Origin of the sequence: Pseudarthrobacter sp. NPDC058329 (assembly GCF_042879835.1) — a bacterium.
Classification (GTDB): Bacteria; Actinomycetota; Actinomycetes; order Actinomycetales; family Micrococcaceae; genus Arthrobacter.
This window is the reverse complement of the sequence record NZ_JBHVZR010000018.1, coordinates 80,787-100,697: the sequence shown is the minus strand read 5'-3', so window position 1 is coordinate 100,697 and position 19,911 is coordinate 80,787. Positions and strand designations below refer to the sequence as shown.

Annotated in this window: 17 protein-coding genes and 1 pseudogene; 8 read left to right on the top strand and 10 right to left on the bottom strand. The window is 65.2% G+C overall.

Translation table 11 applies throughout. The features are described 5' to 3' along the window. The 3 genes and pseudogenes from ACFVYC_RS19100 to ACFVYC_RS19090 all read left to right on the top strand — a co-directional run. Positions 1 to 412, top strand: a pseudogene (locus ACFVYC_RS19100) (lipoyl synthase); the annotation flags it as partial. 87 nt (positions 413 to 499) lie between these two features. Beyond that, positions 500 to 1,252: a DUF4191 domain-containing protein gene (locus ACFVYC_RS19095; protein ID WP_387553204.1), complete on the top strand. Its 753-nt coding sequence runs from the start codon at positions 500 to 502 to the stop codon at positions 1,250 to 1,252. Positions 1,253 to 1,342: 90 nt separating this feature from the next. Beyond that, positions 1,343 to 1,729: a DUF3817 domain-containing protein gene (locus ACFVYC_RS19090; RefSeq protein WP_387553202.1), complete on the top strand. Its 387-nt coding sequence runs from the start codon at positions 1,343 to 1,345 to the stop codon at positions 1,727 to 1,729. A 10-nt stretch (positions 1,730 to 1,739) separates the two neighbouring features. Here the strand turns inward: ACFVYC_RS19090 and ACFVYC_RS19085 are convergent, their stop codons facing one another. Continuing rightward, positions 1,740 to 2,177, bottom strand: coding sequence for an RDD family protein (locus ACFVYC_RS19085; protein ID WP_387553200.1), 438 nt, complete (start codon positions 2,175 to 2,177; stop codon positions 1,740 to 1,742). Positions 2,178 to 2,452: 275 nt separating this feature from the next. Between ACFVYC_RS19085 and glnA (ACFVYC_RS19080) the strand changes: the two genes are divergently transcribed. Continuing rightward, positions 2,453 to 3,877, top strand: a complete 1,425-nt coding sequence (glnA, locus tag ACFVYC_RS19080) for a type I glutamate--ammonia ligase (protein WP_387553198.1) — start codon at positions 2,453 to 2,455, stop codon at positions 3,875 to 3,877. A 258-nt stretch (positions 3,878 to 4,135) separates the two neighbouring features. Here the strand turns inward: glnA (ACFVYC_RS19080) and ACFVYC_RS19075 are convergent, their stop codons facing one another. From ACFVYC_RS19075 to glnA (ACFVYC_RS19060), 4 genes are all read right to left on the bottom strand, one after another. Further along, a complete protein-coding gene (locus ACFVYC_RS19075) occupies positions 4,136 to 4,669 on the bottom strand; it encodes a GNAT family N-acetyltransferase (protein WP_387553196.1) in 534 nt (177 codons plus the stop codon). Positions 4,670 to 4,674: 5 nt separating this feature from the next. Then, positions 4,675 to 5,118 (bottom strand): VOC family protein, encoded by a 444-nt coding sequence (locus ACFVYC_RS19070; protein ID WP_387553194.1) that lies wholly within the window; start codon positions 5,116 to 5,118, stop codon positions 4,675 to 4,677. Between the two features lie 68 nt (positions 5,119 to 5,186). Further along, positions 5,187 to 8,198: a bifunctional [glutamine synthetase] adenylyltransferase/[glutamine synthetase]-adenylyl-L-tyrosine phosphorylase gene (locus ACFVYC_RS19065; protein ID WP_387553192.1), complete on the bottom strand. Its 3,012-nt coding sequence runs from the start codon at positions 8,196 to 8,198 to the stop codon at positions 5,187 to 5,189. Positions 8,199 to 8,207: 9 nt separating this feature from the next. Beyond that, entirely contained in the window at positions 8,208 to 9,548 is a 1,341-nt protein-coding gene (gene glnA, locus ACFVYC_RS19060) for a type I glutamate--ammonia ligase (RefSeq protein WP_387553190.1), read from the bottom strand. Positions 9,549 to 9,807: 259 nt separating this feature from the next. Here glnA (ACFVYC_RS19060) and panB point away from each other — a divergent pair, with 259 nt between their 5' ends. Continuing rightward, positions 9,808 to 10,704, top strand: coding sequence for a 3-methyl-2-oxobutanoate hydroxymethyltransferase (panB, locus tag ACFVYC_RS19055; protein WP_387553188.1), 897 nt, complete (start codon positions 9,808 to 9,810; stop codon positions 10,702 to 10,704). A 72-nt stretch (positions 10,705 to 10,776) separates the two neighbouring features. Here panB and ACFVYC_RS19050 read toward each other — a convergent pair whose 3' ends face one another. Then, entirely contained in the window at positions 10,777 to 10,941 is a 165-nt protein-coding gene (locus ACFVYC_RS19050) for an SPOR domain-containing protein (protein ID WP_387553186.1), read from the bottom strand. Between the two features lie 120 nt (positions 10,942 to 11,061). On the opposite strand from ACFVYC_RS19050, the gene map reads away from it, so the two are divergent. Together map and ppgK are read left to right on the top strand one after the other, a co-directional pair. Beyond that, positions 11,062 to 11,940, top strand: coding sequence for a type I methionyl aminopeptidase (gene map, locus ACFVYC_RS19045; RefSeq protein WP_387553184.1), 879 nt, complete (start codon positions 11,062 to 11,064; stop codon positions 11,938 to 11,940). A gap of 120 nt (positions 11,941 to 12,060) precedes the next feature. After that, entirely contained in the window at positions 12,061 to 12,864 is an 804-nt protein-coding gene (gene ppgK / locus ACFVYC_RS19040) for a polyphosphate--glucose phosphotransferase (RefSeq protein WP_387553182.1), read from the top strand. A gap of 144 nt (positions 12,865 to 13,008) precedes the next feature. On the opposite strand, the gene nrdR is transcribed toward ppgK, so the two are convergent. From nrdR to ACFVYC_RS19025, 3 genes are all read right to left on the bottom strand, one after another. Continuing rightward, positions 13,009 to 13,515, bottom strand: a complete 507-nt coding sequence (gene nrdR / locus ACFVYC_RS19035; RefSeq protein WP_387553180.1) for a transcriptional regulator NrdR — start codon at positions 13,513 to 13,515, stop codon at positions 13,009 to 13,011. Positions 13,516 to 13,699: 184 nt separating this feature from the next. Further along, positions 13,700 to 15,067 (bottom strand): histidinol dehydrogenase, encoded by a 1,368-nt coding sequence (gene hisD / locus ACFVYC_RS19030; protein WP_387553178.1) that lies wholly within the window; start codon positions 15,065 to 15,067, stop codon positions 13,700 to 13,702. A gap of 4 nt (positions 15,068 to 15,071) precedes the next feature. Next, the gene (locus ACFVYC_RS19025; protein WP_387553176.1) at positions 15,072 to 15,623 is read right to left on the bottom strand and encodes a hypothetical protein; all 552 of its coding nucleotides are present in this window, start codon (positions 15,621 to 15,623) and stop codon (positions 15,072 to 15,074) included. A gap of 128 nt (positions 15,624 to 15,751) precedes the next feature. Between ACFVYC_RS19025 and ACFVYC_RS19020 the strand changes: the two genes are divergently transcribed. After that, positions 15,752 to 16,252, top strand: a complete 501-nt coding sequence (locus ACFVYC_RS19020) for a flavin reductase family protein (RefSeq protein WP_387553174.1) — start codon at positions 15,752 to 15,754, stop codon at positions 16,250 to 16,252. Positions 16,253 to 16,347: 95 nt separating this feature from the next. On the opposite strand, the gene dnaE is transcribed toward ACFVYC_RS19020, so the two are convergent. Further along, entirely contained in the window at positions 16,348 to 19,905 is a 3,558-nt protein-coding gene (dnaE, locus tag ACFVYC_RS19015) for a DNA polymerase III subunit alpha (RefSeq protein WP_387553172.1), read from the bottom strand. Positions 19,906 to 19,911 lie beyond the last annotated feature (6 nt).

Sequence of the window (19,911 nt, the reverse complement as noted above, 5' to 3'; positions counted from 1 at the left end):
GTCCCTGGATGTCATCACGCAGGGCCGGAACCTGGGCATGGTGACCAAGTCCAACCTGATCCTGGGCATGGGCGAGACCCGCGAGGAGATCTCCGCGGCCCTCCGGGACCTGCACGAGGCCGGGTGTGACCTGATCACCATCACCCAGTACCTGCGCCCGTCCGAGCGGCACCTGCCGGTGGACCGCTGGGTCAAGCCGCAGGAATTCGTGGACCTGCAGAACGAGGCCAACGAGATCGGCTTCCTCGGCGTGATGAGTGGCCCGCTGGTCCGCTCCTCGTACCGGGCCGGCCGGCTCTGGGCCACCGCGATGCGGAAGAAAGGCTGGGACATCCCCGCCGAACTCGCCCACATCGAGTCCTCCGGCACCACCCGCCAGGAAGCCAGCTCACTCCTCGCCGCCCACTCCTGACCTAAAAACGCACTCACCCCCGAAGGGCCGGCACAGGAGAACTCCGGTGCCGGCCCTTCGGCTTTGGTCACGTAGAATTGAGGCACTATGGCGAAATCCCCTGATTCCAGCAACCCCACTCCGGCGGGCTCAAGCGCAGTGAAGCGTGGCCTCTTCTCCCGCAAGCCGAAAGAAGCAAAGGTCAAGAAACCCAGCCGGCTTAAGCAGATCGGTGAGGTCTTCAACATGACCCGCCGCCACGACCCCATGGTTCCGTGGCTTATGCTGCTGGTTTTCCTTGGTGTTGTGGCTGTCAGCTTCCTGGTGGGCTACTGGCTTGAGAACTGGATCACGGGCCTGATCATCGGCATCCCGCTGGGCCTCCTGGGCGCCACGCTGATTCTGTCACGCCGCGCCGAACGCGCGGCCTTCGCCCGGATCGAAAACCAGCCGGGTGCTTCCGGCGCCGCCCTGGGCACGCTCCGGCGTGGCTGGATCACCGAGGAACAGCCCGTCGCGGTCAACCCCCGCACGCAGGACGCCGTGTTCCGCGCCATCGGCCGTCCCGGCGTCGTCCTGGTCAGCGAAGGACCCACCCACCGGGTAAAGCCGCTGCTGGACGCCGAACGCAAGCGCCTGGCCCGGATCCTCCCCAACGTCACCGTGCACGTCATCGAGAGCGGCCGCGGCGAGGGCCAGGTTCCCATCAGCCAGGTGGCCAAGAAGATGGGCAAGCTCAAGAAGGAACTCACTAAGCTTGAGGTGAATGCCGTATCCAAGCGGATCGCCTCGCTGGGTAACAAGCTCCCCATTCCCAAGGGCATCGATCCTTACAAAGCCCGCCCCAACCGCGGACGCTAAAGCACACGCCCCGGTTTCCGGCCATCCGCCGGGACCGGGGCTTTTTATGGCCGCCCGGTGCCGAAAATACCAACGACAGGACAGGACAACGTGGAACAGGACAAGCTGCAACAGGACCAGGTGCAATCCCCCGTGAGGAACGCCGTGCTCCGCGCGTTCCGCATCCTCGCGATCGGCGAGGCGTTCAGCTGGGCAGCGCTGCTGGTGGGCATGTACTTCAAATGGATCGCGGGCACCACCGAGCTGGGCGTGCAGGTGGCAGGGCCCATCCACGGTGCCTTGTTTGTCGGTTACGGTGTCGCGGCTCTGGCTCTCTGGCGGCTGCAGCGCTGGCCGTTCGTGGTGGCCCTGTTCGCCGGCCTTTCCGCCGTCTTCCCGTTTGCCACGCTCTGGTTCGAGCGTTGGGCCGGCCAACGCGGATACCTTTCCGTTGCCGCAGCCGGGGCTCCGTCCGCGAAGGAAGCCAGCCGCGTCTGATTCCGCGGCGTTAGCGGCGCAGCAGCAGCGTGTTCATCGCCTTGTCGTGCAGGCCGCGGTGGTCCGGATCGAAAATGACCGCAGGAACCACCAGGCAGAGCAGCAACGACCTCACCAGCGCAGCGAGCAGTCCCGGCGCTCCCCCTCCGGCCTTCACCACGTGAATGCCGGCGGCCCGGTGCCCGATGCTGTAGCCAAGGGTTCCCACCAGGAGGATCTGTTCGACGGCGAAAATCGCCAGGGTGGCCCACGCGTCCCCGCCGAAGGCGAAGTTGCTGATCAGCAACGCGATGCCCCAGTCGATCATGAGGGCGAGGATCCTGCGGCCGGCCCGGGCAATGGAGCCGGGGCCGGACTCCGGCAACCCAAGCCGCTGACCGGGATATTTCGAGATGCCGGAGGTATCAGGGCCTGTTAGCCAGGAGCCGATGTCTTTGCGATCTACCACCGTCCAAGTTTACCGGTTCGGTCCGCCCACACTGTGGAAGCGGTTAGACCACAGTGTGGACGGCAGATAGCGTTGCCATAACAGGGCATTCTGTAACCTGCCCGAAACAATGTGGACACGGACGGGAAATGCCGCGTCCATAGGCTGTTAGCAGTTTCAAGCAAATCCCCCGGCAGGTGCTCACAGCAGGGAAACCTTGCGTTTTCCCTGCCTTCGGATTGCGCTGGACCAGATGGCTTTCACGCCAGATATTTACATATGCGTTAGGAGCATAGATGTTCACGACTGCGGACGAAGTCCTCAAGTTCATCAAGGACGAAGATATTAAGTTCGTCGATATCCGCTTCACCGACCTGCCGGGTGTACAGCAGCACTTCAACGTGCCGGCCAAGAGCGTTGACGCCGACTTCTTCATCAACGGCCAGCTCTTCGATGGGTCCTCCATCCGCGGCTTCCAGGGCATCGCCGAATCCGACATGCAGCTGATCCCGGACGTGACCACCGCGTTCCTGGACACCTTCCGCATGGAGAAGACCCTCGCGCTGAACTTCTCCATCGTCAACCCCCGCACGGGCGATCCGTACCACCGCGATCCCCGCGGCGTGGCTGAGAAGGCCGAAGCCTACCTCGCCTCCACCGGCATCGCCGACACCGCATTCTTCGCTCCCGAAGCTGAGTTCTTCGTGTTCGACAACGTCCAGTACCAGTCCTCCCCGCAGGGCAGCTTCTACAAGATTGACTCTGAAGAAGCACACTGGAACACCGGCCGCGAGGAAGAGGGCGGAAACCTCGGGTACAAGACGCCCGTCAAGGGCGGTTACTTCCCGGTTTCCCCCACCGACAAGCAGGCTGACCTCCGCGACGCCATGTGTGTCGCCCTGGACGAAGCCGGCCTCGAGGTCGAGCGCAGCCACCACGAAGTTGGCTCCGCCGGCCAGGCCGAGATCAACTACAAATTCACCACCCTCACCCACGCTGCTGATGACCTGCAGAAGTTCAAGTACGTCATCAAGAACACGGCAGACGCCTGGGGCAAGTCCGTGACCTTTATGCCGAAGCCGGTCTTCGGTGACAACGGCTCGGGCATGCACTGCCACCAGTCGCTGTGGAGCAACGGCGAACCGCTGTTCTACGACGAGAAGGGCTACGCCGGCCTGTCCGACACCGCCCGCTGGTACATCGGCGGCCTGCTGAAGCACGCCGACGCCGTCCTGGCGTTCACCAACCCCACGGTGAACTCCTACCGCCGCCTGGTCAAGGGCTTCGAGGCTCCGGTCAACATGGTTTACTCGCAGGGCAACCGCTCCGCCGGTATCCGTATCCCCATCACGGGCACCAACCCCAAGGCCAAGCGCATCGAATTCCGCGCACCGGACCCCTCCTCCAACCCGTACCTGGCGTTCGCTGCCCAGCTGATGGCCGGCATCGACGGCATCCGCAACCGCATTGAACCGCCGGCACCGATCGACAAGGACCTCTACGAGCTTCCCGCCGAGGAAGCCAAGGACATCCCCAAGGCTCCGGGCACCCTCGAGGAAGCCCTGGAAGCCCTGGCCGAGGACAACGAGTTCCTGCAGGCCGGCGGCGTGTTCACCCAGGACCTGATCGACACCTGGATCGAGTACAAGTACGAGAACGAGATCCGTCCGCTGTCGCTGCGTCCGAACCCCTACGAGTTCGAGCTCTACTACGGCGTCTAGTATCACGGGCTCCTGAAGCACCAAAGGCGGCCACCGGAACACTTCCGATGGCCGCCTTTGCGTACCCGCAGGAACTCCTGCCAACTGCCTAAGGCGGGGACCCAGCTCCAGACGTGCTGAGACCGGGAGCCGGATCCCCTGACGAATGTTCCCCGAGACGAAGACTCCAAAAAGCCTTCCCCCCAACAAGGTTTGAAGAACACCGCCAATCCACATAATCAAGCAATCCGGCACCAAGCGCAACGCCCGGCTGCCTGGTTACCGCAATGCGGACCGGCCGAAGCCCCGAAACATGATCCGTTGGGGTTCTGCCGAGGTCCCGGAGTATTGCCCCCGGTCCTCGAAGCCGGCCCGGCGGTAGGCGGACAAGCCTGCGCGGTTCGTTTCGCTCACAGAAAGGACGACGCCGGTTTCCCCCGTCCCGTGGCGGACGCTCAGTTTTTCCGCGGCCGCCGCTGCGGCTGCAGCACCCAGCGGACCGAGGCCTTTGCCCTGTTGCCGCCGGTCGATCAGGAAACCCCGCAGCAGCCAGGCGGAGTCATCGTCCGGCCAGCCCGCCAGCCGGGCTGCCCCGGCCTGCAGGGTAAGCATTCCCACCGCACTGCCGAGGAACTCGATGACGTAGGGTCGGCGGGACTCCTCAGCCAGTCCTGCCAGGGCCATCCTGAGCGGGTCACCAACAAACCGCTCCTGGCCAGGCCCCAGTTCAAGCTCCGCGACTGCACCGAGCTGGATGGCGCGGGCGTCGTCGTCGAGGTCCTGCAGTGAAATCAGCCAGACGCCGGGATCCACGCCGCTCAGGACGGCGCGCTGGCGGGGTCGTTGCCGGCAGTGGATTCAGCTGGCGGCCCGGCCGGATCCATCCACATCACTTCCCAGAGGTGGCCGTCCGGGTCCTGGAAACTGTGGTTGTACATAAATCCGTAGTCCTGGGGGTCTTCGGAAGCGGCCCCTCCTGAGGCCAGCGCGGTCCGGACGGCCTCGTCCACAGCGTCCCTGCTGTCCACGGAGTAGGCGATGATCGCTTCGGCCGAGTCCTTGCTGTCCGCGACGTTCTTGGAGGTGAAGGTTTTAAAGAAGGTCTCCACCAGCAGCATGACATAGGCGTTCTCGTTGATGATCATGCACGTGGCGTTCTCATCCGTGTAGTCCGGGTTGAAAGAGAAGCCCAGGGCCGCGAAGAAGTCCACGGAGCGCTTGAGGTCCTTGACGGGCAGGTTGAAAAAGATCTGGGTAGCCATGGGCTCAAAATAGCACCGGGCCCCGACAAGTGTCAGCCACTCCGGACAAACAGGGCATAACTGCCCCGCTAGTGGCCGTAGAAAACCCGTTCAAAGACTGCCCTGGCCCGGCGGCTCACCCGAAGGTAGTCCTCTTCAAGGACCGCGGCGTTGCCGGGTTCATAGCCGCACCACCGCGCCACCGCCTCCAGATCGCGCCGGGAGGACGGAAGCAGGTCAGAGGCCTTGCCGCTCCAGATCACATTGGCCGACCTGATCCGGCTGGCCAGGCGCCAGGCCGCCGCGAGCAGGTCCGCATCGGCCTTGGCGAGCAGGCCCGTTTGCGTTGCGGCTTCGAGCGCTTCGATGGTGGACGTGGTCCGCAATTCCCCGTGTTTGCCGGCGTGCTGCAGCTGCAGGAGCTGGACCAGCCATTCGACGTCGCTGAGCCCGCCGCGGCCAAGCTTGAGATGCCTTGCAGGGTCTGCGCCGCGGGGCAACCGTTCGGATTCCACCCTTGCCTTGACCCGCCTGATTTCGCGGACGTCCTGGCCGGAAATGGACTCCGGATACCGGATGGGGTTGATCAGCTCCAGGAAGTCCGCGGCCAGGGCGTCGTCGCCTGCCATCGGCCGGGCACGCAGCAGTGCCTGGGCCTCCCAGATAAGTGACCAGCGCCGGTAATACTCGGCGAAGGAATCAAGGGAGCGCACCATCGCCCCGTTCTTGCCCTCCGGGCGCAGGTCGGCGTCCACCTGCAGCACCCGCTCGGCCATGATCGCCGGTTTCAGCGGCTGGGTCAGGAGGCTGGAAACCTTGGCCACGATCCGCGCGGCCTGTTCCTGCGCCTCCTCCTCGGAGAAGCCCGGCAGCGCCCGGTGGACGTACATAACGTCGGCATCGGACCCGTAGCCGATTTCGCGCCCGCCCTGCCGGCCCATGGCAACCACCAGGACGGCGGTCTTCAGGGGCCCCCTGGCGGACACAACACCTTCAGCCACCCGCAGGGCGCCAAGGACGGCCGCCCGGTCGGTGTCAGCCAGGGCCGCTCCCACCTCGTCCTGGTTCAGCAGTCCGGCAGAATCGGCAATCGCAATGCGCAGGGTTTCCCGCCTCCTGATCAGGCGGATCAGCCGCATGGCGCTTTCCGGGTCCGCATGGCGGGACATTTTGGACGTGATTTCCTGCCACTGGGCCTCAAAGCTGACCGGGACCAGGTCCCTGTCGTGGCCGAGCCATGCCACCGATTCGGGGGATACCTCCAGCAGGTCCGCAATCAGCCGCGAGTTGGCGAGCACGTGGCACAGCCGCTCGGCCGCCGCCTTGGAGTCGCGGAGCATCCCCAGGTACCAGTGGGTGGTCCCCAAAGCCTCGCTGACCCTGCGGAAGGCGAGGAGGCCGGCGTCGGGATCCACTCCCTCTGCGAGCCAGTCGAGAAGGATGGGCAGCAGCTGCCGTTGCAGGGCCGCCCGGCGGCTCACGCCGGCAGTGAGGGCCTCAATGTGGCGCATGGCGCCCTTCGGGTCCCGGTAGCCAAGGGCCGCAAGGCGGCCCTCGGCAGCCTCGGGCGTCAACCTGGCGTCCTCGCTGCTGAGCTTGGCTGCGGTGTTGAGCAGGGGACGGTAGAAGATCCGCTCATGCAGCTCACGCACCGAACGCTTGGTCTTCTGCCAGGCGCCAAGCAAAGCGTCCGGGTGCGGTCGTTCATTTGAAAACGGCCCCAGCACCGCCTTGGCCAGTGCACGGAGCGCGGGCTCACCCACCGGCATCAGGTGTGTCCTGCGCAGCTGGAAGAGCTGGATGCGGTGCTCCAGCAGCCGAAGATACCGGTAGGCATTGTCGAAGGCAGCGGCGTCTGTGCGCCCTATGTAACCGCCTGCGGAGAGCGCCGCGATGGCTGAGGTGGTGTCCCGCCGCCGCAGCGTTTCGTCGGACTTGCCATGGACCAGCTGAAGCAGCTGCACCGTGAACTCAACGTCGCGGAGTCCGCCGCGGCCCAGCTTGATCTGCCGCTGCTCTTCCGTCTGCGGGATGTGTTCGGTGACCCGGCGGCGCATGGCCTGCACGGATTCAACGAACCCGTCGCGGCTGGCGGAACTCCAGATCAGCGGCGCAATGGCTTCCTCGTACTGGCGGCCCAGGGGGGCATCGCCGGCAATGGTTCTGGCCTTCAGCAGTGCCTGGAACTCCCAGCTTTCGGCCCACCGGGCGTAGTAGGTCTGGTGGGACGCCAGGGTGCGCACGAGCGGGCCAGACTTCCCTTCAGGCCGGAGGTTCGCGTCCACTTCCCACAGGCCGGGTTCCCGGGCGACAGAGGAGATGGCACGGGAAATTCCACTGGCCAGTGCAGTGCCAATGGTACTGGCCTGGGCGTCCTCCAGGCCGCCCGCCTCCACCACGTAGATGACGTCGACGTCGGAAATATAGTTCAGCTCCCGCGCCCCGCATTTGCCCATGCCAATGACGGCCAGGCCGACGGCGGCCACTTCCGAGGCACTGAACTGGTTTGCTGCCTCCGCGCGCGAGACGGCGAGGGCGGCCTCGATCGCTGCGCCGGCCAGGTCCGCGAGCTCCCCGCCGGCCAGGGGCAGGAAGTCCAGAGGATCAGCAGCACAGAGGTCCTTGACCGCAAGGTCCACCACGCCCCTGCGGTAGGCCGTCCGAAGAGCCGCGTAGGCGTCCGTGCCGGTGACGGAGGCAACGGGCCGTGTGGCACGCGGATCAGCGCCCACGGACGAAAGGAGGGAGGCACGCAGCGCCGACGGATCCGCCTGCAGCGGCTCGGGGCTGGGCCGGACACTGAAGGCGTCGAGATGTTCGGGGTGGCGGATGAGGAACTCCCCCAGCGCCTCCGATGCCCCCAGGACACGGTAGAGCGGTTCGCTCGTTTCGGGGTCGGCCCCCGCCAGCTCCCGGAGGTCCGGATGCTTCTCAATCAGCCGCACCAAGGACTGGAGGGCGGTATCCGGGCTGGCTGCCATCTGCAGCCCCGCAAAGAGCCGCTCTTCATCCAGCCCGTCGAGCTCGCGGGCAGCCAGGAACCGTTCCGCCTTGTCCAGGTCGCTGAAGCCGGCGGAAATCAGGCGCCGTGCGAGGCTCACAACGGCTTCCTAGAGGATGGCCAGGTTGCGCTGCAGCTCGTAGGGCGTCACCTGGAGCCGGTAGTCCTGCCACTCGGCGCGCTTGTTCCGGAGGAAGTGTTCGAAGACCTGCTCGCCCAGGATCTGCGGCATCAGTTCGGAGTCCTCCATGGAGCGGATCGCATCATGCAGGCTGGCGGGAAGTGGATCGTGGCCCATGGCGCGGCGTTCGGCCGAACTGAGCGACCAGACATCGTCTTCTGCGGCGGCGGGAAGGTCGTAGCCGCCTTCGATGCCCTTGAGGCCGGCACCCAGCAGGACGGCGTAGGCGAGGTACGGGTTTGCCGCGGAATCGATGCCGCGGTACTCGATCCGTGCCGACTGGCCCTTGCCGGGCTTGTATAGGGGAACGCGGACCAGGGCTGAGCGGTTGTTGTGTCCCCAGCTGAGGTAGCTGGGGGCTTCGCCGCCGCCCCACAGGCGCTTGTAGGAGTTCACGAACTGGTTGGTCACCGCAGTGAACTCGGGCGCGTGCTTGAGGATGCCGGCAATGAACTGGCGGGCGGTCTTGGAGAGCTGGAATTCCGCGCCGGCCTCGTAGAAGGCGTTGGTGTCCCCCTCAAACAGGGAGAAGTGCGTGTGCATGCCGGACCCGGGGTGCGCGGTGAAGGGCTTGGGCATAAAGGTGGCGTACGTCCCCTGCTGGAGCGCCACTTCCTTGATGATCGTCCGGAACGTCATGATGTTGTCCGCCGTCTGGAGGGCGTCCGCGTAGCGCAGGTCAATCTCGTTCTGCCCCGGGCCCGCCTCGTGGTGGCTGAACTCCACCGAGATGCCCACCGATTCCAGCATAGTCACGGCCGTGCGGCGGAAATCCTGGGCAACGCCGCCCGGGACGTGGTCAAAGTAGCCACCCTCATCAACCGGCACCGGTGCGCCGTCAGGCCCGGGCTCCTGGGACTTCAGGAGGTAGAACTCGATCTCCGGGTGGGTGTAGCAGGTGAAACCCATGTCCGCGGCCTTGGCGAGGGTGCGCTTGAGGACGTTGCGGGGATCGGCTGCGGAGGGTTCACCATCAGGGGTGAGGATGTCGCAGAACATACGCGAGGTCTGCTCGGTTTCGCCGCGCCACGGCAGGATCTGGAAGGTGGAGGGGTCAGGCTGTGCGAGCATGTCGGACTCGAAAACACGTGCGAGTCCTTCAATGGCTGAACCGTCGAAACCGAGGCCTTCCTCGAAGGCGCCCTCTACTTCCGCCGGCGCCAGCGCCACGGACTTGAGTGAACCCACGACGTCGGTGAACCACAGGCGCACGAAACGTACGTCGCGCTCTTCGATTGTTCGCAGGACAAACTCTTGCTGGCGGTCCATGATGGCCCTCTTCTCCGGTCAACGTCCATGCCCCGGTCCGCAGGATGCCGGCAGCAGTTCACAAACACTGTACTAAGCAATTGGCGCCGATGCTGGAGCCTGCGGGCCGCGTAACACAGCGTTAACACGAAGGCCGGGCGAAGGCGGCGGCGGCAGCCCTGCCGCCGCCCCGCCGCCGGCCCTTCCCTATGACGCGAATCACCCCTGCGGAAGATGCCGCCGGTAGCTAGGACAGCGGGTGCCGCACTACGCTCATGCCATGGCCTCAAGCAACAGCTCCGACGCAAGCATGCCCGCCGACGCCCCCGCCCCCTACGGCAGCGGACCCGGGCAGGGCCTCCCGCCGGCCTCCGGGCGGAAACCGGCCAAGGTGCGCGTCCACCACCTCCAGCAGGCAAAGAATGACGGCACGAAGTTCGCGATGCTGACAGCCTACGAACAATACACAGCCGAAATTTTCGACGCCGCAGGCATTGAGGTGCTCCTGGTGGGCGACTCCGCGTCCAACAACGTCTTTGGCAACGAGACAAGCCTTCCGGTCACCGTGGATGAGCTGCTGCCCCTGTGCCGGGCAGTGGCGCGTTCCGCGAAGCGCGCCCTGGTGGTGGCCGACCTGCCGTTCGGAAGCTATGAGGTGTCCCCCGAGCAGGCGGTCGCCGCAGGCGTCCGGTTCCTGAAGGAGGGCCTGGCGCACGCCGTCAAGATTGAGGGCGGGAAGTACTACGCGCCCACCGTCCGGGCCATGGTGCAGGCGGGCATTCCTGTGATGGCCCACATCGGTTTTACGCCGCAGAGCGAGCACGCGCTGGGCGGTTACCGTGTCCAGGGGCGCGGCGGTGACGCTCAAAGATTGATTGACGACGCCGTCGCGCTGGCTGAGGCGGGCGCCTTCAGCGTGCTGATGGAAATGGTCCCGGCGGAGACGGCCGCGGCCGTGGACAAGGCAGTCACCGTTCCTACCGTGGGCATCGGCGCCGGCAAGGAGACCACAGGCCAGGTGCTGGTCTGGCAGGACATGGCCGGGCTGCGGGGCGGCAGGATGGCCAAATTCGTCAAGCAGTACGCGGACCTCCGCAGCACGCTGCAGGATGCAGCCACCGCCTATGGCGAGGATGTCAGGTCCGGCCAGTTCCCAGGGCCCGAGCACTCCTTCTAGCGGCACGCGCCGCTACTGGCTGGGCACGGGCCCCGGAGGCCCGGCACGGCGGCTGCGTGCGCCGCACAGCCGTCAGTCGTCGTCGCCCTTTTCCCAGACTTCATTGCGGGCGCGGACCTTCTCCAGGGCATGCTCCGCCTCCTGCCTGGTTTTGTAGGGGCCAATCAGCTGGCTCCAGTCCGACAGCCGGTCCTCCTCCACCTCATGGGTCTTGATGTTGTACCAGAACTCAGTCATCGCTGTTCCCTTCCGCCAGGCAGGGACGCTGCGGCGTGACGCGCGTAACTTAAACTCTTACGCGGGACAGACGCGGCTCCCGGTTGTTAGGCCTTCTGTGGTGCCTTATATGATCAATCTATGCCTTCCCTTGCCTCGACTGCACCCATCGGCACCCTCACCCCGGGCACCGTAAGCCCGCAGCGTCCCGTACCGGCGTCCATCGCCCGCCCCGAGTATGTCGGCAGGCCTGCGCCTGCGAAGTTCACCGGCTCCGAGGTCAAGTCCGCGGAAACCATCGGAAAGATCCGCGTGGCCGCAAATATTGCTGCGCAGGCCATCGTGGAGGTCGGCAAGCACATCGCGCCGGGCGTCACCACGGACCAGCTGGACAAAGTGGGCCACGAGTTCCTCCTTGACCACCGGGCGTACCCCTCCACCCTCGGGTACCGGGGGTTCCCCAAGTCCTTGTGCTCGTCGCTGAACGAGGTCATCTGCCACGGGATCCCGGACACCACCGTGGTCAACGACGGCGACATCATCAACATCGACATCACCGCCTTCATCGATGGTGTCCACGGCGACACCAACTACACCTTCCTGGTGGGGGATGTTGACGAGGAATCCCGCCTGCTCGTGGAACGGACGCAGGAATCCCTGAACCGGGCCATCAAGGCCGTCGCGCCGGGACGCGAGATCAACGTGATCGGCCGCGCCATCCAGTCCTACGCCAAGCGCTTTGGCTACGGAGTGGTCCGGGACTTCACCGGCCACGGTGTGGGCGAGGCGTTCCATACCGGGCTGATCATCCCGCACTACGACGCCGCGCCGGCATACAACACGGTGATTGAGGCCGGCATGGTATTCACCATTGAACCGATGCTGACGCTGGGCACGGTGGAGTGGGACATGTGGGCAGACGACTGGACCGTTGTCACCCGCGACCGGAAGCGCACCGCACAGTTCGAGCACACCCTGCTGGTCACCGAGTCCGGCGCAGAGATCCTCACCCTGCCCTGACCGGGCCGCCAACGAAGCGACCCGGCTCCTGTCACCGGCACGCCGCTGATTTAGCAATAACCCGGGGCCGGCTGCCCGCCGCCCCTTCCCTGCCCGCCCCCTGCCACGAACGGAAACCCATTGGCCAAGAAGGACGAGAAGTCGCACAAGAACGCCCCGCTGATCGGCATCGACATCGGAGGCACGGGAATCAAGGGCGGCATCGTCGACCTGAAAAAGGGCAAACTGTTGGGTGAACGGTTCCGCGTCCCCACCCCGCAGCCCGCCACCCCGGAATCTGTTGCCGAAGCAGTAGCACTGGTGGTGTCAGAGCTTTCCGCCCGTCCTGAAGCGCCTGCCGCCGGGTCCCCGGTAGGCGTGACCTTTCCCGGCATCATCCAGCACGGCGTGGTCCACTCGGCAGCCAATGTGGACAAGAGCTGGCTCAACACGGACATCGACGGGCTCCTCACCGCGCGCCTGGGCCGGCCTGTGGAGGTCATCAACGACGCCGACGCCGCCGGCCTTGCCGAGGCCCGTTACGGTGCCGGTGCCGGAGTTGCCGGCACTGTCCTGGTGATCACCCTCGGGACCGGAATCGGCTCAGCCTTCATCTTCGACGGCAAACTGGTACCCAACGCCGAGCTGGGCCACCTGGAGATCGACGGCCACGACGCGGAAACCAAAGCCTCCGCCGTAGCCCGGGAGAGGGACGGCCTGACGTGGGACGAGTACAGCGTCCTGCTGCAGCGCTACTTCTCCCACGTCGAGTTCCTGTTCTCCCCCGAACTGTTCATCGTGGGCGGCGGCATTTCCAAGCGTGCGGATGAGTACCTGCCCAACCTCAAACTCCGCACGCCCATCGTGCCGGCAGTCCTGCGGAACGAGGCCGGCATCGTGGGCGCCGCCATCGAAATCGCTTTGAAGCACAAGCTCGCCAAGTAACGCGGGCGCTCCCCGCCCGGGTGTCATGGTGGCCACCGGTGCCGGCCCGGGCATCGGTGCCGCCATCGCCCGGCAGGCTGCCCGCGGCGGGCGGCGGCGGGCCGGTGGTGGCTGCGGCTTCCCCTCCAGCGCCACCACCGGAGCTTACAGTGGGCTCTTTTCGGAGCTCTTGACGCTCTTGGCAGGGATGCCCTTCGCGTCTTCTTCGGCTTCCTGGCGGAGCAGTGCGATGGCCGTTTCAAAATCCTCAAGGGATTCGAAGGCCTGGTAGACGCTCGCAAAGCGAAGGTAGGCCACCTTGTCCAGCTTCTGCAGCGGACCAAGGATAACGAGTCCAACCTCGTGGGCATCGATTTCTGCGGCGCCGGAGGAGCGGATCTGCTCTTCGACTTCCTGGGCGAGCAACGCGAGGTCGTCCTCGCTGACGGGGCGTCCCTGGCAGGCCTTGCGCACACCGTTGATCACCTTGCTGCGGCTGAAGGGCTCCCCCACACCGGAACGCTTGATGACGGACAGGCTGGTGGTTTCCACCGTGGTGAAACGGCGCCCGCACTCAGGGCACTGGCGGCGCCGGCGGATGGCCGAGCCATCGTCCGCCATGCGGCTGTCCACCACCCGGGAATCAGGGTTGCGGCAGAACGGACAATACATGGCGTCCCTTCTTTCGCTGAGTGCTCTTCGCTTAACAGTTCCGCTTTGCTGTTTGCCCGCGGCAAAGCGCAGGCAGGCCGCGCGGCGCCTCCAGTTTACGTCCCTCAGCAGGCTAATCACAAGCCTGTAACTACTACATGTTGTGGTGGGGGCTACTAGATGTCGGGCCTCGTGAGTGCCGTTGTCAGGAGAACCGGGCCGTCACTGCCTCGCCATGGGCGGGCAGGTCTTCCGCGCCGGACAGGCTGAGGATGTGGCCGCTGACTTCTGCCAGCGCCTCGCGGCTGTAATTGACTACCTGGATGGCCCGAAGGAAGGTGGTGACGTTCAGGCCGGACGAGAAGGCAGCCGTGCCGCTGGTGGGCAGAACGTGGTTGGAGCCGGCGCAATAGTCCCCGAGGCTCACGGGGCTGAAATCGCCAACAAAGATGGCACCGGCATTGCGGATCCTGGCGGCCACGCCGGCGGCATCGCGGGTCATGATTTCCAGGTGTTCGGCAGCGTAGGCGTCACAGGCGGCGATGCCCTGTTCCAGGTCATCCACCAGGACCACACCAGACTGTGGACCGGACAATGCCTCGCGGACCCGGCCGGAGTGCTTGGTGGCGGCGGCCTGCACGTCCAACTCCGCGCGCACGGCTGCAGCAAGGTCCTCGGAATCCGTGATCAGCACCGAGGCTGCCTTGGGATCGTGTTCCGCCTGGCTGATGAGGTCAGCCGCCACCAATGCAGGCTGGGCAGTCGCGTCTGCAAGGATGGCAATTTCCGTGGTGCCCGCCTCGGAGTCGATCCCCACAACACCCTTAACCAGGCGCTTGGCCGTGGCCACGAAGATGTTTCCCGGTCCAGTGACTACATCTACGGGCTCCAGCGCCGGACCTGCCTCAGCTGAGGGCACCCCGTAGGCAAAGGCGGCGATGGCCTGGGCGCCGCCGATCGCGTATACCTCGCTGATGCCCAGGAGCGCAGCGGCGGCCAGGATGGTGGGGTGCGGCAGGCCCCCAAACTCCTTCTGCGGAGGTGAGGCCAATGCGATTGACTCCACCCCGGCAGCCAGGGCCGGAACCACGTTCATAATCACCGAGGACGGGTAGACCGCCAGGCCGCCGGGCACGTAGAGTCCCACCCGCGCCACCGGCACCCAGTTCTGGCTGACCAGGGCGCCATCACCAAGCTCGACTTCAACGTTCCGCGGACGCTGGCCGTCCGCGAACCGGCGTGCCCGGCTGATCGATTCCTCCAGCGCCAGGCGGACAGCGGGGTCCAGTTCATGGAGCGCTGCAGCAAGGGCTTCCTGTGGGACCAGCGGGTGGTCCTGCTCCACACCATCGAAGCGAAGGGCCAACTCGCCCAGGGCGTCGAAACCCCGCTGCCGGACGGCCGAGATGATGCCAAGGACCTTCTCTTCGGCGTCAGCCACCGTCTGGCCCTGGGCGCGCGGCACGGCGGCGCGCAGTCCCGCGAGGGTCAGGCTCCGGCCGCGAAGGTCAACAGTGCGGAAGCTCACGGCGGCAGCGGCGGGGGTGGCGGGAAATTCGGAAGAAATGGTCACTGCACTATTTTACGGGCCCGACCCCAACGTGCGGCGACCGGTGGGCGCCGGCGTCGTAGTTCCTTCCGTTGTCCTTCCTTCCCAGGAGGTGCATCAACTCCAGCACAAAGACGGACACCGCCGTGGCGGCGGGCCACAGCAGCAGCACAGTCAGGGAGCGCAACGAGAAGGCAATGCTGGCGTTGGCTGAGGCGTCCACCGCAGGCCCCCAGAGCTGCGCGGACAGGATCCCGGCCTGCCAGGCCAGGACTGCACCGCATAAGGACCCGGCCAGGCCCATCACCAGGTCCGCCTGCGGATCCTGGCGCTTTTTGTCCGTCAGGAACACCGCCAGGAGGCACCCCGCGAAAACCAGAAGCCCGGCCAGCGTAAGGTCCCTTGGCAGCCAGGCCAGGGGGTTAGTGCCGGTGGCCAGAGCCGGGTCCCTGGTGATCAGGTTGAGGCCGCCGGGTGCCAGGAGCCACCAGAGAATCCCCGCGGGCACTCCCGCCGCAGCCGGGACCGCGAGCATGGCCCAGGGCAGCCGCGGACGTGCGCGGCGGGTTGCTTTCGTCATGCAACAAACCTTAACAAATGTTCCGCCGGCTTAACTGCCGGACGTCGGGCTTCAAGTGATTCCCTGCCTGGCCAAACGGCCCATACCCTTGAAGGAGAACATACAACCACCCATCACCAGGAGTTCCCGTGACCGTAAATGACGTGCCGTTCGAACGGACGTTCAGGGAGATGTTCCGGCGCCACGCCGCGGGCGTTGCCATCATCACGGTCAACTACCAGGACAGTCCCTTCGGCTTTACCGCCACCTCCGTTGCATCGCTGTCTGCGCAGCCTCCGCGTTTCACCTTCAACATGGCACGGAGTTCCAGGTCGTGGCCTGCTGTGGCCAATACCACCTACCTCGGTGTCCACATGCTGGGTCTTGAGAACCAGCAACTTGCTGACCGGTTTGCCGGGGCGGGCAACCGTTTTGAGGGCGACCACTGGGCCGTGGGGCCGCATGGCGTGCCGGTATTGAAGGACGTAGCCGGCTGGTTGATCGGCGAGGTGCAGATGCGCCTGTCGTTCGAGAACAACGCTGTTGTGGTGGTGCAGGTGGTTGACGGCCAGGTGGGCGGGGACGGGTCGCCGCTGCTGTACCACGGGGGCGGCTACAGCCAGCCCGTGCCGCTCGACTACGAAATCTAGGGCACCTGCCGCCTGTTTCGGCCAGGGCTCCCGGCCACGCCTCAAACAGCAGTGGACGACGGCGGGATGTTCCCGGCGTCGTCCGCTTCCGTGCGTCAGGCGTCCAGGCAGGCGGGGCCGAGCAGTACCTTCAGGTCGCCAAAGAGTGATGGGCTCGGGTTCACGCGAAGGTGGACCGGCAGTCCCATGATTTCGGTCCTGGTGTCGCCCTGAAGGTGCAGGCGGACTTCGGAGTTTCCGCGGTGTGTCCGGAGCACGTCGCCCAGCTCGGTCACCACAGCCTCGGTGGCCTTGTGGGTGGGCATGGTGATCACCAGCGGCCCGTTCAGCCCTTCGCTCAGGTCCGGCACGGACAGTTCCATGCAGTTCAGGGCAATCGCGCCGTCGTCCCGCTTCTGCAGCCGCCCCTTGACCACCACGATCAGGTCCTCGGCGAGCACCGAGGCGATGGGTCCGTACACCTGGCCGAAGAACATCACTTCCATGGAAGCACCGAGGTCTTCCACCTCTGCCCGTGCGTAGGCGTTGCCGCTGGCCTTGGCGATGCGCCGGCTCAATGAGGTGATCATGCCGGCAATGGTGATGATGGCGCCGTCCTGCGGCCCGTCCTCGCCCAGCACGGAGGTGATGCTCAGCTCAGCATGCTGGCTCAGTACCCCTTCGAGACCCTGCAGCGGGTGGTCGGAGACGTAGAGGCCCAGCATGTCCCGTTCAAAGGAAAGTTTGTCCTTCTTCTCCCACTCGGGCAGGTCCGGGATTTCGATGCTCAGCGACGACTCCGACTCGGCTTCCTCGAAGCCTGCAAAGAGGTCGAACTGGCCGATCGCTTCATTCCGCTTGAGCGTGATGACGGAGTCGATGGCTTCCTCATGGATCATCGCCAGGGCACGGCGGTGATGTCCCAGTGAGTCGAAGGCGCCGGACTTAATCAGCGATTCGATGGTCCTCTTGTTGCAGACCACCGCGGGCACCTTCATCAGGTAGTCCTTGAAGGACGTGTAGGCGCCTTCGCTTTCGCGGGCGGCCACCATGGCTTCCACCACGTTGACGCCGACATTGCGGATGGCGCCCATGCCAAAGCGGATGTCGTTGCCCACCGGAGTGAAGTTCAGGGCCGACTCATTAACGTCCGGCGGAAGCACGGTGATGCCCATGCGCCGGCATTCATTGAGGTAGATTGCGGACTTGTCCTTGTCGTCGCCCACGGAGGTAAGCAGCGCGGCCATGTACTCCGGGGCGTAGTGTGCTTTGAGATACGCGGTCCAGTAGGAGATCACTCCATAAGCGGCGGAGTGGGCCTTGTTGAAGGCGTAGTCGGAGAACGGGAGCAGGATGTCCCAGAGGGTTTTGACGGCCTCCATGGAGTAGCCGTTGTCCTGCATGCCCTGCGAGAAGCCTGCGAACTGCTTGTCCAGTTCGGACTTCTTCTTTTTGCCCATGGCGCGGCGGAGGATGTCTGCCTGGCCCAGCGAGTACCCGGCGAGCTTCTGGGCGACGGCCATAACCTGCTCCTGGTACACGATCAGCCCGTAGGTTCCGCCGAGGATCTCCGAGAGCGGTTCCTTCAGTTCCGGGTGGATCGGGATGACTTCCTGGATCCCGTTCTTGCGCAGCGCGTAGTCCGTGTGCGCGTTGGCGCCCATCGGCCCCGGCCGGTACAGCGCGAGCACGGCCGAGATGTCTTCGAAGTTGTCGGGCTTCATCAGCTTGAGCAGGGACCGCATGGGCCCGCCGTCGAGCTGGAACACGCCCAGGGTGTCGCCGCGGGCCAGCAGCTCGTAGGAGGGGGCGTCGTCGAGCTCCAGCGACTCCAGGTCCAGGTCGATGCCGCGGTTCATTTTGATGTTTTCCAGGGCGTCGGAAATGATCGTCAGGTTCCGCAGCCCCAGGAAGTCCATCTTGATCAGGCCAAGGCCTTCGCAGGTGGGGTAGTCGAACTGCGTGATCACCTGGCCGTCCTGGATGCGGCGCATGATGGGGATGACGTCGATAATCGGGTCCGATGACATGATCACGCCGGCGGCGTGGACACCCCACTGGCGCTTCAGCCCCTCAATGCCCAGCGCGGTCTCGAACACCTTGGCAGCTTCGGGATCGGTGCTGACCAGCTGCCGGAAGTCACCGGCTTCGCCGAAGCGCTTGGCCTCCGGGTTCTGGATATCCGCCAACGGAATATCTTTGGCCATCACGGCCGGCGGCAACGCCTTGGTGAGCGTCTCGCCCATGCTGAAGGGATATCCCAGCACGCGGGAGGAGTCCTTAAGCGCCTGTTTTGTTTTGATGGTGCCATAGGTGACGATCATGGCCACACGCTCGTCACCGTACTTGCGGGTCACGTAGTCGATGACTTCCGAGCGGCGCCGGTCATCGAAGTCGACGTCGAAGTCAGGCATGGAGACGCGGTCGGGGTTCAGGAACCGCTCGAAGATCAGTCCGTGGCGCAACGGGTCAAGGTCCGTGATGCGCATGGCGTAGGCCACCATGGACCCGGCACCGGAACCACGGCCGGGACCCACGCGGATGCCGTTGTTCTTGGCCCAGTTTATGAAGTCCGCCACCACCAGGAAGTAGCCGGGGAACCCCATGGACGTGATAACGCCGAGTTCGTAGTCTGCCTGGGCGCGGACCTCGTCCGGCACGCCGCCCGGGTAGCGGTAATCGAGTCCGGTGGCCACTTCCTTGACCAGCCAGGAGGTCTCGTCCTCCCCCGGCGGGCAGGGGAACCGGGGCATGTAGTTGGCGCCGGTATTGAAGGAAACCTCGCAGCGCTCGGCGATGAGGAGGGTGTTGTCACAGGCGTCCGGGTGGTCCCGGAACAGCTCGCGCATCTCCTGCGGGGACTTCAGGTAGTAGCCGCTGCCGGAGAAGGCGAAGCGGGAGCCGCCGTTGTCATAGGTGGGCTCAAGGAGGGTGGACCCGGACTGGATCGCCAGCAGTGCCTCGTGGGCTTTGGCGTCGTGTTCGTGGGTGTAGTGGAGGTCGTTGGTGGCGACGAGGGGAAGGTTCAGGTCCTTGGCGAGCCGGAGCAGGTCCCCCGTGACGCGCCGTTCGATGTCCAGGCCGTGGTCCATCAGTTCGCAGAAGTAGTTCTCCGCGCCGAAAATGTCGCGGAACTCCGAGGCTGCCTCCAAGGCCTCGCGGTATTGGCCGAGCCGGAGGCGGGTCTGGACTTCCCCTGACGGGCAGCCCGTGGTGGCGATGAGACCCTCGGAGTAGGTGTTCAGCAGCTCCCGGTCCAGGCGGGGCCACTTGCCGAATACGGCATCCAGCGAGGCGATCGAAGATGCCCGGAACAGGTTCCGCATGCCCGCGTTGTTGTAGCTGAGCAGAGTCATGTGGGTGTAGGAACCACCGCCGGAAATATCGTCCTTGCGCTGATGCTCATCGCCCCAGCGCACACGGCTTTTGTCACCGCGGGCCGTTCCCGGCGTCACGTAGGCTTCGACGCCGATGATCGGCTTGATGCCCTTGTCCGTAGCCTTCTTCCAGAAGTCGAAGGCGCCGAAGAGGTAGCCGTGGTCGGTGGTGGCGATGGCGGGCATGCCCAGCCGCTCGGTTTCGTCGAACAGCTCGCCGAGCCGTGCGGCACCGTCCAGCATTGAATACTCGGTGTGGTTGTGGAGATGGACAAACGAGTCGTTGCTGGAAGTCACCGCACT